The sequence below is a fragment of the Actinomadura sp. WMMB 499 genome, assembly GCF_008824145.1.
Lineage (GTDB): Bacteria > Actinomycetota > Actinomycetes > Streptosporangiales > Streptosporangiaceae > Spirillospora.
This window is the reverse complement of record NZ_CP044407.1, coordinates 6,802,672-6,814,902: the sequence shown is the minus strand read 5'-3', so window position 1 is coordinate 6,814,902 and position 12,231 is coordinate 6,802,672. Positions and strand designations below refer to the sequence as shown.

Genomic DNA, 12,231 nt, shown 5'->3' with positions numbered 1-12,231 from the left:
GCGGGGCGCTCATCGGGTGGCCTCCTGCTCCTGGTGAAGCTCCTGGTAACGCTCGGGCACGACGCCGAACCCGCCGGCGACCACGCCGGCGAGGGCAAGATAGGCACGCCTCGTCGGGGCGCGCAACGACTTCAGCTCGTTGCGCGGCGCGCGGTCCATGCTGAGGTGATCGTCCCACGGAATCCGCACGAGAGCCCGGCACCGGCCCCGCGCCACGGCCTCCGCCTGCTCGACGTCGTCCATGCTCCGCCGGCTGACCCCGTTGATCACCGTGACGGCCCGCGACCGCAGCTCCTCGTACCCGTGGCCGTCCAGCCACTCGTACGTCATCGCCACCGCCCGCGGCGCGTCCGCGCTCGCCGGCGCGACCAGCACCAGCTGGTCGGCGTACGGCAGCACCCGCGCCACGACCGCCGCCGCCGTGTCCAGCAGCGTCACGGAGTAGAACCTGTCGATCGTCCGGATCGCCAGCGCGTAGTCGCGGTCGTCGAGCGCCTGCAGCGGGTTCTTGCCCGCCGCGATCACGTCCAGGCCCGACTTCGCCTGCGAGGTGTACCGCCGCATCGCCGTCAGGCTCCCGACCTGGTCGGCGCGCGTGATGAGCCCGGTCAGCGTCTCGTTCGTCTCGCTGCGCGTCCGCCGCGCCAGCGCGCCCGGCCCCGGGTTCACGTCGATCGCCACGACGGGCTCGGCGTTGTGCTGCGCGAACGTGTGCCCGAGCATCAGCGCAGTGACCGTCTGCCCGGCGCCGCCCGTGCAGCCCAGCACCACCACGTGCCGCGTCCCCCGGAACGGCTGCTGCAGCCGCAGCTGGTACTCGGCGTCCACGTCCCCGTGGCCGCCGCCGACGGCCTGGAACAGCCTGCGCAGCCCGCCGCCGCTGACCTCGTGCTCCGGCCCCGGCGGCGTGATCGCCGGACCCGACGGCGGCGGCGCGGGCGGCGGCGGCAGCGGCCTCGGCCGCACCGGCGACTGCGGCCCCGACCGGACGTCCCGCGGCGGCGGCTCCTGGTCCTGCGGCGTCTCGGGCTCGGACGCCGGCGGCCACGTCTGCGCGTCCGTCGCCGCGGGCCGGGTCGGTTTCGACAGCCCCTTCGACCACGGCCGCGGCGCCTCGAGCCGAGGACCGTCCGCCTCCTCCTGCGGCCAGCCCTGTCCTCCCTGCGACGACCCGGGAACCTGATGCCCCGGCGCGGGCGCCCGGGCGGGCCCGCTCGCCGCGGCGGGACGAGCCGGTTCGGACGGCCACCCCTGGCCCGCCCCCGCGCGCGGCACCTCGGCCGGTCGGACGGGCGCCTGCCCGTCGGGACGGGTCTCCTCCGCCGACGTGCCCGCGACACGATCGTCTTGCGGCGCGGCCTGCCCGGCGCCGAAGGCCGCAGGCCGCTCGGGCCGACCCCCACGCGGCGCCTCACGGGCCGGCCGGGCGGGCGCGGGCGCACTCGCCGACGCGGCCGGGCGAGCCTCCTCCTGCGCCGAGGAACGTCCGCTCTCACCCGCCCCCGTACCGAACGCCGCAGGCCGCTCAGACTGCTGCGCAGGCGGCGCCTCGGCCGATCGGACGGGCACCTGCTCAGCCGGACGCGTCTCCTCCGGCGACGCACCGGCGACACGAGGTTCCTGCGGAGCGGACCGTCCCGCCTCCCCGGGCTGGACGGCGCCGAACGCCGCGGGCCGCTCGGGGTGCCCCGCGCGTGGCGCCTCGGGCTCGCCCCCAGCCGCTTGCGCGGGCTCACCCGCAACCGGATGTCCCTGCTCCGCCGGCTCCGGCCGCCCGGGCCCGTCCTGGGCAGCCGGCGCCTGCTCGGTCGGGCGGGCCTCCTCCGCCGGCGCGCCCACGGCGCGATGGTCTTGCGGCCCGGTCCCCTGCGACTGCCCGGCACCGAAGGCCGCCGGACGCTCGGGCCGACCCGCGGGCGGCGCCTCACCGGCCGGCCGGGCGGGTGCAGGCGCACTCGCCGACGCGGCCGGGCGAGCCTCCTCCTGCGCCGAGGAACGTCCGCTCTCACCCGCGCCCGCACCGAACGCGGCGGGCCGCTCGGGCCCGCCCGCGCGGGGCGCCTCGGCCGATCGGACGGGCGCCTGCCGACCCTGACGCGTCTCCTCCGCCGGCTCCCACCGTCCGGCCTCCCCTGGCTGCGCGGGGCCGAACGCCGCGGGCCCTTCGGGGCCGCCCGCGGGCGGTGAACCGGAGTCGCCCCGCACGGGACGGCCGCCCAGCGCCTGGATCGGCGCGTGTTCGATCGGAACGTCGTCCGGCGGCACGCCCGCGACGCGCGGATCCTGCGGTGCGGGCCGTCCGGGCTCACCCGGCTGCGCGGTACCGAACGCGGCAGGCCGCTCGGGGTGCCCCGCGCGCGGGGTCTCGGGCTCGGCTCCGGCCGGCGGGCCCGCGACGCGGTGATCCTGCGGCTGCGCGGTACCGAACGCGGCGGGCCGGGCGGGAGTCGGCTCGGCCGGTTGCCGCGGTGCGGGAGGGCGCGGGCGCTCGTGATCCCCCGGCCGGGCGGGGGCGCCGGGATTGCGGGGCTGGGCCTCGCCGACGAGGGGTTCGGGAGGGCCGGGGGCGCCGGGGACCATCGGGATGTCGGGACGGGTCGGGACGGGGCCCGCGACCCTTCGGTCGCCGGGCTCGCCGCCGGGCGGGGGCGCCACGGCCGTCGCGAAGCCGGGGGCGCCGGGACGGCGGACGCCGGAGACGAGGCCGCGCTTGCCGGGGCTCGGGGCGTTCTCCAGGGCGGGCGCCACGGGCGGTGCCTCGGCGCGGGGGGCGGGGACCTCGGCCTCGGCCGGCGCCGCGCGGCGGCGGGACTTGACGGCGACGCGTTCGGGGGCCGGTGCGGGAGCACCGGGACGGCGCCACACGCGGGCGACGATGACGACTTCGCGGGGTTCGCGGATGGGGGTGAGCCGGCACCAGGTGCGGGGTTCGGACAGGTAGCGGCTCTGGGACAGGAGGAGTTCGGTGAGGCGCTTGCCCTCGATGACGGGACGCGTCGCCAGCCAGGTCAGGACGCCGGGCGGGACGATGTAGAGGACATGCCACGGGGACTCGAAGGGGAGCCCGACGAGTTGCAGCATCACGATCCAGGGCACGAACACGCCCAGGAACACACCGATCTGGACGAGCGGCAGCGGCATGGGGAGCCGCAGGTCGTACAGCTTGTACAGCCGCTTCTCGATGCGCCAGATGTTCGTGTACGTGGGTAGATCCACGCCCCTACTCCCCTACCGGTGCGAGCACAGACTCCGGGTCAGTTGCCGTCGACTCCCAGGGCGGTGGCGATCGCCTTGGCCGCAGTCTCGATGATGCTGGGCACGTAAAAGACCACCCCGATGCCGATCGCCAGCACGATGAACTGGGCGAACCGTGTGATCTCCCGGGTGAACAGGAAGAAGATCGCCACGATGGAGACGGTCACGAGGAACAGCGGGCCGAAGAACCCCCGCAACCAGTCGGCGAGCCCGTCCGGGTCGAAGCCGTCGTCGGGCGCCGCCACGATCTCGATCGGAATCGACGCCATGAGGTGGTGCAGCATCGACTTACCTTCCTGGTTCGGCGTGGGGGGACGGTGTGGGGTTCATCTCGCGGCCTCTCATGACGGATCGGGGTCGGTGGTGCCGCGGATGTCCTTGACGTACCAGGTCGCGTCCTTGCGCACCATGTCGAGTTCGTAGGCCTGCTCCAGCTCGCCGCCGGCGACCCGCCACACGACGCTCGCGGTGACGGTGCGGGCACCGGCCTCGCCCTGGGGCGCGACGACCTCGGCGAGGCTGCGGAACTCGACCGAACCGGCGAGCCCGCCAATGGGGTTGCCCGCGGTGTACCGGGACAGGGACGTCTGGTCCCCGGCGGCGTAGGCCGGGAAGAACGCGGCGAGGATCGGCTGGAGTTCGCCCTCGAGGGCGGTGTCGCGCTGCGGGGGGGCCTGCTGCGGCAGCGCGGCCTTGGCCGGCGGGGGAGCAGCGCGGGACGGGCGGCGACGACGAGCGCGCCGGAGTCGTCGGCGTAGACGGGCACGGCGAGGCGCAGCCACTTGTCGCCGGTGCGGGCGACGAGGTTGACGGTGGCGTTGCGCCCGTCGCGCACCTGGACGCCCGCGACCTGCACGGACTGGACCTGCAGGGCCCCGGTGCTGTTCCAGCCGAATTGCGGGTCGGCGCCCTCGGGCAGGAACGTCGCCAATTGGGCCTGGCGGTCGGCGGCGTTCTCCTGGTTGTAATTGAGATAGACGTTGGCGAACTGCAGGGCGAATGCCCCCGCGGCGCTGCTCGGGAACTGCGCTCGTTCGGTGGACGTCCTGGGCGCGGTGGCCGTCGCGGGCTCGTCCGCGGCGGTGAACCGCTCGAAGGGGGCGCGGACGCCGTTGACCAGGATGACGATGATGAGGGCCCAGAGGACGGCACGGCCCGTCCAGACCCACCAGCGGCCGCCGGATCCGGACCAGCGGCCGCCGCGCGGGCCGCGGGTCCGGCCGTCCGGCTCCTCCCACGGGTCGACGGGCGGACCCGGCGCCGCGGTCTCGTCGACCACGGCGGTGTCACGGCCGCGTTTCACGGCCGACCTGCGAGCCATCCTGCCTCCGCCCGCGCCTCGCCCCCAAGGTCGGCGCGCTCTGTGTGCCCGGTCCAGATGTTGCGCGGTGGTTCTTTCCGAACCCACCCCGGGCCCAGAGTAACCACGAGCGTCAATTGTTCCAGCGCATCCGAGCGAAGCACAGCCCCGGCACGCGGTTGTGGATAATGCGATCCACCTCAGCAGGAACGGGGAAGATTGCCAAACGGTGACGATCCCCTATCCCTACCTCCGATCAGTGCGTTAGGGCATCTATCGGGCAAGCATCACGAGTCACACCTTTTCACCAGGCGCGATGTCACCGCCGGGTCAGACGTTGAAGCGGAACTCGACCACGTCGCCGTCCTGCATGACGTACTCCTTGCCCTCCATCCGGACTTTCCCGGCGGTGCGGGCGGACGCCATCGACCCGGCGGCGGTCAGGTCGTCGAACGAGACGACCTCGGCCTTGATGAAGCCGCGCTGGAAGTCGGTGTGGATGACGCCCGCGGCCTCGGGCGCGGTGTCGCCCTTGCGGATCGTCCACGCGCGCGACTCCTTCGGGCCCGCGGTGAGGTAGGTCTGCAGGCCGAGCGTGGCGAACCCGATCCGGACGAGCTGCGACAGGCCCGACTCGTCCTGCCCCATCCCCTGCAGGAGTTCGAGGGCCTCGTCGTCGGGCAGCTCGATCAGCTCGGCCTCGATCTTGGCGTCCAGGAAGATCGCCTCGGCGGGGGCGACGAGCTCGCGCAGCCGGGTGCGCAGGGCCTCGTCGGTCAGCTCGCCCTCGTCCAGGTTGAACACGTAGAGGAACGGCTTGGCGGTCAGCAGGTGCAGCTCGCGCAGGAGCGCGAGGTCGATGCCGGCCCCGTCGGCCCCGGCGAAGAGGGTGACGCCCTCGTCGAGCAGCTTCTGGGCGGCGGTGACGGCGTCGACGACGGCGAGCTGGTTCTTGTCCTTCTTGGTCCGGGCCTCCTTCTCGAGGCGCGGCAGGGCCTTCTCGATCGTCTGCAGGTCGGCCAGGATCAGCTCGGTGTTGATCGTGTCGATGTCGCGGGACGGGGCGACGTCGCCGTCCACGTGCGTGACGTCGGCGTCCTCGAAGGCGCGGATGACCTGGCAGATCGCGTTCGTCTCGCGAATGTTGGCGAGGAACTTGTTGCCGAGGCCCTGGCCTTCGGACGCGCCCTTGACGATGCCCGCGATGTCGACGAACTCCATCGTCGCCGGGATGGTCTTGGCCGAGCCGAACATGTCGGCGAGGACGGCCAGCCGGGGGTCGGGCACGCCGACGACTCCGACGTTGGGCTCGATGGTCGCGAACGGGTAGTTGGCGGCCAGCGCGTCGTTCTTGGTCAGCGCGTTGAACAGGGTGGACTTGCCGACGTTGGGCAGCCCGACGATTCCGATGGAGAGGCTCACGGCCGTCAAGTTTACGAGCCCGGACGCACCGCGCCGTGCGGCGCGTGCCGGGACGCGTCCGGCGGTGGTCGGCAGTGCACCGATTGTCCGCCGTGCCGCCCTTACCGGCGCGTCGCGGTCGCGGTTCGCGACGGCGCTGTCACGATGAACGGATGGACCTCGCGCTGCTCGCCGGCCTCGTCGTCGGGGCGGCCTTCGGTGTGGTCGCCGGCTGGTCGCTGGCGACGAGCCGGCAGAGTCGTGAGCAGGGCGCGCTCATCGCGCGGGCGCGTGCGGCGGAGGAGAAGCTCGCCTACGCCGAGGAGCGGATGGCCGAGCACTTCGAGAACCTGTCGGCGCGCGCGCTGGACGCCAGCAACGCGCGCTTCCTCGAGCTGGCCGACGCGCGGCTGAAGGCGGCGGGGGCCGAGGCGGCGGGCGAGCTGGAGCGGCGGCAGCAGGCCGTCGAGCATCTGGTCGGGCCGCTCCGGGAGGCGCTCGCGAAGGTCGAGGAGCAGCTCCGCGAGGTGGAGACGGGCCGCCGCGAGTCGCACGCGATGCTGGCCAAGCAGGTCGACTTCGTCCGGCAGAGCTCCGAGCAGCTGGGCCGCGAGACGCGGACGCTGGTGCGGGCGCTGCAGCGGCCGGAGGCGCGGGGGCGCTGGGGCGAGCTGCAGCTGCGCCGCGTCGTGGAACTCGCGGGCATGACGCACCACTGCGACTTCGACGAGCAGGCGACCGCGGTGACGCGGGACGGGACGGTCCGGCCCGACATGGTCGTGCGGCTGGTCGGCGACAAGAGCATCGTCGTCGACTCGAAGGTGTCGCTGGCCGCCTACCTGCAGGCCGCCGAGAGCGGCGACCCGGTACGGCTCGACGCGCACGCCCGGCACCTGCGCGACCACGTCGACCGGCTGGCGGCCAAGTCGTACTGGCAGGCGTTCAGCCCGGCACCGGAGTTCGTCGTGCTGTTCATCCCGGGCGAGGCGTTCCTGGCGCCCGCGCTGGACCGCGATCCCGAACTGCTGGAGTACGCGATGCGGCGCCGCGTCCACATCGCCACGCCCACGACCCTCATCACGATGCTGCGGACGGCGTCGTACGCGTGGCAGCAGGCCGCGCTTTCCCGCAACGCGCGGGCGGTCTTCGAACTCGGTAAAGAACTGTACGAGCGGCTGGGCACGATGGGGCAGCACGTCGACGAACTGGGCCGCGCGCTCACCGGCGCCGTGAAGTCCTACAACCGGACGGTCGGTTCGCTGGAGACCCGGGTGCTCGTCAGCGCGCGCCGGTTGAACGACCTGGGCGTCGTCGACGGCTCGCTGGACGGCCCGCGCCCCGTCGAGGAGAGCCCGCGCGCGCCGTCGGCGGCCGAGCTCAACGGGAGCGACGGCCCGCGCGGGGCCCGTCCCCGCGAGGGCGTTCCGCAGGGCGGCGAACCGCGAAACGATGTTCCGCGGGCCGCGGTCCCCCGGGACGACCTCCCGCAGAACGGCTCCCCCCAGGACGGCCTCCCCCAGGACGGCCTCCCCCGGGACGGCGGCGCCCCGAACGGCGATACCCCGTACGGCGACGCCCCGTACGGCGATGCCCGGGCCGTCCCTGAGCAGGGCGACCGGCGAGAGAGGTGGCAATGAGCACATCGACGGCACGCGACGCTCCGGGCGACACGCCGCCGACGCACCGCGGGACGGGACGGCGGCGCGGCGGGCCGCCGCGGCGTTCGCGCTCGTCCGGTCCGGGCCCGTCCGGCTCCCGGGCCGCCGCGCCGGCCGGGCCGGCGACGCTGACCGGGCGCGGCGGCATCGTCGTGCTGTTCGGGACGGCCGTGCTGTGCGGGCTGCTGTCGCGGTGGCTCGACATGCCGCTGCTCGCGGGGGGCGGCTTCACGGTGGGCTGCGTGCTCGCCGCGCTCGCCACCCGCCCCGCCGACCTGCTGGCGCTGGCCGTCAGCCCGCCGCTGGTGTTCTTCCTCGCCACCCTGGTAGCGGTGGTCGTCACCACGGTCGGGCAGGGGTCGCTGCTGCGCGGCCTGACCGTCGGGCTGCTGACGGCGCTGGCCGCGGCGGCGCCGTGGCTGTTCCTCGGCACGCTGCTGGTGCTGCTGATCACGCTGCCGCGCGGGCTCCCGGCGAACGTCCGGGAGCTGCGCGACAGGCTCGCGGGCGTCCGGCTGTTCGAGCAGGAGGAGAACGAGAACCCGGTCCGCTGGGACGAGTCCCCGGACTCCTCCGCCGGGCGCGAGCGGCCGCGGGGCGGCGCGGACTGAGCCCCGGTGCGATCAGACGGGCGTGATGCGCAGGTCCCTGCGGAGTTCCTTCGGCAGGGAGAAACGCATGCTCTCGCGGACGGACTCGATCTCCTCGGCCGGTCCGAAGCCGCGCTCGGCGAGCCAGGCCAGGACGCCCTGGACGAGCTCGTCCGGGACGGACGCGCCGCTCGTCACGCCGACGGTGCTGACGCCCTCGAGCCACGCGGGGTCGATCTGCTCGGCGTAGTCGACGAGGTGGCCGTCGTCGGCGCCGTGCTCCTTGGCGACCTCGACGAGCCGCACCGAGTTGGACGAGTTGGTGGAGCCGACCACGATGACGAGCTGGGACTGCGCCGCCATCTCCTTGACGGCGGTCTGCCGGTTCTGGGTGGCGTAGCAGATGTCGTCGGAGGGCGGGTCGGTCAGTTTGGGGAACCGCTCGCGGAGCTTCTCGACGGTGGCGACCGTCTCGTCCACCGAGAGGGTGGTCTGCGACAGCCACGCGACCTTCTCGGGGTCGCGGACCTGCACGTTGGCGACGTCCTCGGGGCCGTCGACCAAGTGGATGTGGTCGGGGGCCTCGCCGGAGGTGCCGATGACCTCCTCGTGGCCCTCGTGGCCGATGAGCAGGATGTCGTAGTCCTGGGCGGCGAACCGGACGGCCTCCTTGTGCACCTTCGTCACCAGCGGGCACGTGGCGTCGATGGTGCGCAGGTCCAGCTTGCGGGCCTCGTCGTGGACGACGGGCGCGACGCCGTGCGCGGAGAAGACCACGATCGCCCCTTCGGGGACCTCCTCGGTCTCGTCCACGAAGATCGCGCCGCGCTCCTCCAGCGTCTTCACGACGTGGACGTTGTGGACGATCTGCTTGCGGACGTAGATCGGGGCCCCGTACTGCTCGAGGGCGACCTCGACCGTCTCCACGGCCCGGTCGACGCCGGCGCAGTAGCCGCGCGGCTTGGCGAGCAGGACACGGCCCCGGGTTCCGGCGGGCCCGGCGTTCGCGGGCTCCGTGTTCACGGGCTGGATGTTGGCGGTCATCCCCCCATCGTACGAGCCGCCCCGAACCCCGCGCGCCGGGCGGGCGGGAGCGCCGAACGCCGCGGCCGCAGGGCCTCCGGCCAGGTTGTGATCGACCGCACGCCGTTTTTGGACAGAAAGACATTAACCCGGGGTGACCGTGATCGCACCGATGGGGCAGAGTGAGTTTCGACGACCGTACGTGTGCTCCCGACATCCGTGATAAGGACGGCAGGAAGAGGACAGACCATGACTAGATCGCCGCGCCGCCTCAAGCAGCAGGTGCAGGACACGGTGGGCGAGCAGGTCCGCGACCTCCCGCTGCACGCCGTCCGGCTGGCCATGTTCGGCGTCGGCCGGGCGCTGCTGCTCGGGGACCGGATGACCCGCGACTACAAGGAGATCACCGAGGGCGGGGGCGTGAAGCCGGTGATCGGGCGCCTGCGCGACGACGTCCAGCACACCGCGGAGAAGGTCGTCGGCACCGTCGTGGAGCGCGTCCGCGGCGGCGAGGGCGCCGAGCCCGAGCCGGAACCGGAGCCGGTCCGGCCGCGGCGCACGCGCCCGGCGCGCCCGTCCCGTCCGGCACGGCCGACGGCGGCCCGCGAGGACGGCGCCGCGGTGCGCCGCAGGCCGGACGGGGAGATCTCGGTCGGCAAGCCGGGTGCGGCGGACGGACCGGCGGCCAAGCCGGCGCCGTCGCCGCGGCCGTCCGCGCCGCGCCCGGAGCCCGCGCCGCAGGCCGAGCCCGCGGCCCCGCCCGTCCCGGACGGGGGCCCGGCGCCGGAGTCCGCCGCGAAGGCGGCGCCCGACGCCCCGGCCCCGAGGCTGCCGAGGCCCCCGAGGCCGCCGAGCCGCGCGCCCCGGAGCCGAAGTCCGCGAAGCCCGCGGACGAGTTCGCACCGCGTCCCGAGTCGCGTCCGGCCGCGCAGAGCGAGGCCGAGCACGTCGCCGCGAACCTGCCGGTGCCGGACTACGACGAGGCGACCCTGCCGCAGCTGCGCGCGCGCCTGCGCGGGCTGTCGGTGGAGCAGGTGAAGCTGCTGCGCGAGTACGAGCGGACCCACGCCGCCCGCGAGGACGTCATCAAGATGTACGAGCGGCGCATCGCCAAGCTGAACGGCCAGAGCTGACTCCGGCCCGGACGCGCTGAACGGCGGGACCGGAACGGCCCGGGAGGCGAGCCTCCCGGGCCGTTCGCGTCGGCGCGCGGTGTCGGGCCGGGGCCCTTCGGCCGGCGGTCCGGGCTCAGCCGGCCGAGAAGAGCTTGTCGAGGGCGGGCAGCGCCGCGGCGACGGCCGCGCGCTCCTCGCCGGTCAGTTCCGCGAACCGTTCCGCCAGGTAGCCGATGCGGCGCTCGCGGCCCGCCGCCAGGACGTCCCGTCCGGCCGCGGTGAGCCGGGCGGTGACGACGCGGGCGTCCGAGCCGTCCCGGCCGCGCTCGACGAGCTCGTCCCGCTCCAGCCGGTTGATCTGCGCGGTCATCGTCGGCAGCCGGACGCCGTGCTCGGCGGCCAGCTCGGTCATCCGCCGCGGCCCGTGCTCCAGCGAGCCGAGCACGGACAGCTGCTGGGCGGTGACCGGCTGGTCGGCACCGGCCCGGCGCAGCATCAGCACGACGTGCCGGAGCCGCAGGTTCAGCTGCTCGGCGAGCTCGCGTTCGGGGACGGTCACGGTCTCTCCTCGGGATTGCTTGGCCAGGCCAAGTTAGCTGGGCTAACTTCTGAACGGACGGAGCGTGTCTCCCGCGTCACACCCAATAGGCTGCCGGGCATGGCGATGGAGACCACGGCCGAATCCCCGGTCCCGGTACGGACGGTCCTGCAGGCGGTCGGCGGCTGGATCGGCAGGCTGGGCCGCATCTGGGTCGAGGGGCAGATCACCGACCTGAACGCCCGCGGCGGCACCGTCTACCTGACGCTCCGCGACCCGGTGGCGAACATGTCGGTGCGGCTCGTCGGGCAGCGCGGCGTCGTCGAGGCGGCGGGCCCGGCGGTCACCGACGGCGCCCGCGTCGTCGTCCACGCCAAACCGGACTTCTGGATCAACCGGGGCACCTTCTCGCTGAGCGTCCTGGAGATCCGGCCCGTCGGCGTCGGCGAGCTGCTCGCCCGCCTGGAGCGCCTCAAGAAGACCCTGGCCGCCGAGGGTCTGTTCCGGCCCGAGCGCAAGCGCCCGCTGCCGTTCCTCCCCGGCCGGATCGGGCTGATCTGCGGGCGCGAGTCCGACGCCGAGCACGACGTCCTGCAGAACGCGCGGCGGCGCTGGCCCGCGGTCGCGTTCCGCGTGGAGAACACCGCCGTGCAGGGCTCCTACGCGGTCGGCGAGGTGATGACGGCGCTGCGCGCGCTGGACGCCGATCCCGAGATCGATGTGATCATCATCGCGCGGGGCGGGGGCGCGATGGAAGACCTCCTGCCGTTCTCCGACGAGGCGCTCGTCCGCGCGGTGTCGGCGGCCCGCACCCCGGTCGTCAGCGCGATCGGGCACGAGCAGGACACGCCGCTGCTCGACCTCGTCGCCGACGTCCGCGCCTCCACCCCGACCGACGCCGCGAAGAAGACCGTCCCGGACGTGCGCGAGCAGCTCCAGCTCGTCCGGCAGCTCCGCGACCGGGGCCGCCGCTGCCTCGCCGGGGGCGTGGAGCGGGAGCTCGCGTGGCTGAAGTCCGTCCGGTCGCGGCCCGCGCTGGCCGACCCGGTCCGGGAGATCGAACGGCAGTCCGAGCAGGTCACGGCGCTGCGCGACCGGGCGCGCCGGTGCCTGTCCGGGGCGCTCGACCGGACCGGGGACGAGCTGTCGCACACCCGCGCCCGGCTGCTGGCCCTCTCCCCCGCCGCCACGCTCGACCGCGGGTACGCGATCGTCCAGCGCGCGGACGGAGCCGTGGTGCGGGACGCCGCGTCCGTGCCGGCCGGCGCGGCCCTCACGGTGCGCGTCGCGTCCGGGCGGCTCGGCGCGACCGCCTCGGGCCCTCTGGACGACGACCCCGCGTAGGGTGGGG

10 protein-coding genes and 1 pseudogene are annotated in these 12,231 nt (G+C 74.5%); 4 read left to right on the top strand and 7 right to left on the bottom strand.

All coding sequences use genetic code 11. From position 1 onward, the window contains the following. Nucleotides 1-9: 9 nt before the first annotated feature. The 5 genes and pseudogenes from F7P10_RS30675 to ychF form a co-directional block, all read right to left on the bottom strand. A complete protein-coding gene (locus tag F7P10_RS30675; RefSeq protein ID WP_151014579.1) occupies nucleotides 10-3,216 on the bottom strand; it encodes a TcpE family conjugal transfer membrane protein in 3,207 nt (1,068 codons plus the stop codon). 38 nt (nucleotides 3,217-3,254) lie between these two features. Further along, nucleotides 3,255-3,524, bottom strand: a complete 270-nt coding sequence (locus tag F7P10_RS30670; protein ID WP_254716819.1) for a hypothetical protein — start codon at nucleotides 3,522-3,524, stop codon at nucleotides 3,255-3,257. A 72-nt stretch (nucleotides 3,525-3,596) separates the two neighbouring features. Beyond that, nucleotides 3,597-4,037: a conjugal transfer protein gene (locus F7P10_RS44795; protein WP_254716111.1), complete on the bottom strand. Its 441-nt coding sequence runs from the start codon at nucleotides 4,035-4,037 to the stop codon at nucleotides 3,597-3,599. Next, nucleotides 4,019-4,576: pseudogene (locus F7P10_RS44790) on the bottom strand (conjugal transfer protein); the annotation flags it as partial. The gene F7P10_RS44795 and the pseudogene F7P10_RS44790, both read right to left, overlap by 19 nt. 309 nt (nucleotides 4,577-4,885) lie before the next feature. After that, entirely contained in the window at nucleotides 4,886-5,977 is a 1,092-nt protein-coding gene (ychF, locus tag F7P10_RS30660) for a redox-regulated ATPase YchF (RefSeq protein WP_151014576.1), read from the bottom strand. 152 nt (nucleotides 5,978-6,129) lie between these two features. Between ychF and F7P10_RS30655 the strand changes: the two genes are divergently transcribed. Both F7P10_RS30655 and F7P10_RS30650 read left to right on the top strand, forming a co-directional pair. Next, a complete protein-coding gene (locus F7P10_RS30655) occupies nucleotides 6,130-7,593 on the top strand; it encodes a DNA recombination protein RmuC (protein ID WP_254716110.1) in 1,464 nt (487 codons plus the stop codon). After that, nucleotides 7,590-8,225 carry a DUF6542 domain-containing protein gene (locus tag F7P10_RS30650; RefSeq protein WP_254716109.1) on the top strand — a complete coding sequence of 212 codons (636 nt, stop codon included), beginning with the start codon at nucleotides 7,590-7,592 and terminating at the stop codon, nucleotides 8,223-8,225. Before F7P10_RS30655 ends, F7P10_RS30650 begins: the two co-directional genes overlap by 4 nt. Before the next feature lie 12 nt (nucleotides 8,226-8,237). On the opposite strand, the gene F7P10_RS30645 is transcribed toward F7P10_RS30650, so the two are convergent. Then, complete coding sequence (locus F7P10_RS30645) at nucleotides 8,238-9,248, bottom strand: 4-hydroxy-3-methylbut-2-enyl diphosphate reductase (RefSeq protein ID WP_151014574.1); 1,011 nt, start codon at nucleotides 9,246-9,248, stop codon at nucleotides 8,238-8,240. Nucleotides 9,249-9,476: 228 nt separating this feature from the next. On the opposite strand from F7P10_RS30645, the gene F7P10_RS30640 reads away from it, so the two are divergent. Beyond that, entirely contained in the window at nucleotides 9,477-10,265 is a 789-nt protein-coding gene (locus F7P10_RS30640; RefSeq protein ID WP_151014572.1) for a hypothetical protein, read from the top strand. A gap of 210 nt (nucleotides 10,266-10,475) precedes the next feature. Here F7P10_RS30640 and F7P10_RS30635 read toward each other — a convergent pair whose 3' ends face one another. Beyond that, nucleotides 10,476-10,901, bottom strand: a complete 426-nt coding sequence (locus F7P10_RS30635) for a MarR family winged helix-turn-helix transcriptional regulator (protein WP_368077430.1) — start codon at nucleotides 10,899-10,901, stop codon at nucleotides 10,476-10,478. A gap of 99 nt (nucleotides 10,902-11,000) precedes the next feature. On the opposite strand from F7P10_RS30635, the gene xseA reads away from it, so the two are divergent. Next, nucleotides 11,001-12,224, top strand: a complete 1,224-nt coding sequence (gene xseA, locus F7P10_RS30630; RefSeq protein WP_151014570.1) for an exodeoxyribonuclease VII large subunit — start codon at nucleotides 11,001-11,003, stop codon at nucleotides 12,222-12,224. The last annotated feature ends 7 nt before the right edge of the window (nucleotides 12,225-12,231 follow it).

Excerpts from the sequence above, each read along its gene's own strand:
- F7P10_RS30670 (WP_254716819.1), bottom strand. The coding sequence starts at position 3,524 with ATGGCGTCGATTCCGATCGAGATCGTGGCGGCGCCCGACGACGGCTTC.
- F7P10_RS30655 (WP_254716110.1), top strand. The coding sequence starts at position 6,130 with ATGGACCTCGCGCTGCTCGCCGGCCTCGTCGTCGGGGCGGCCTTCGGT.
- F7P10_RS30650 (WP_254716109.1), top strand. The coding sequence starts at position 7,590 with ATGAGCACATCGACGGCACGCGACGCTCCGGGCGACACGCCGCCGACG.
- F7P10_RS30645 (WP_151014574.1), bottom strand. The coding sequence starts at position 9,248 with ATGACCGCCAACATCCAGCCCGTGAACACGGAGCCCGCGAACGCCGGG.
- F7P10_RS30640 (WP_151014572.1), top strand. The coding sequence starts at position 9,477 with ATGACTAGATCGCCGCGCCGCCTCAAGCAGCAGGTGCAGGACACGGTG.
- xseA (WP_151014570.1), top strand. The coding sequence starts at position 11,001 with ATGGCGATGGAGACCACGGCCGAATCCCCGGTCCCGGTACGGACGGTC.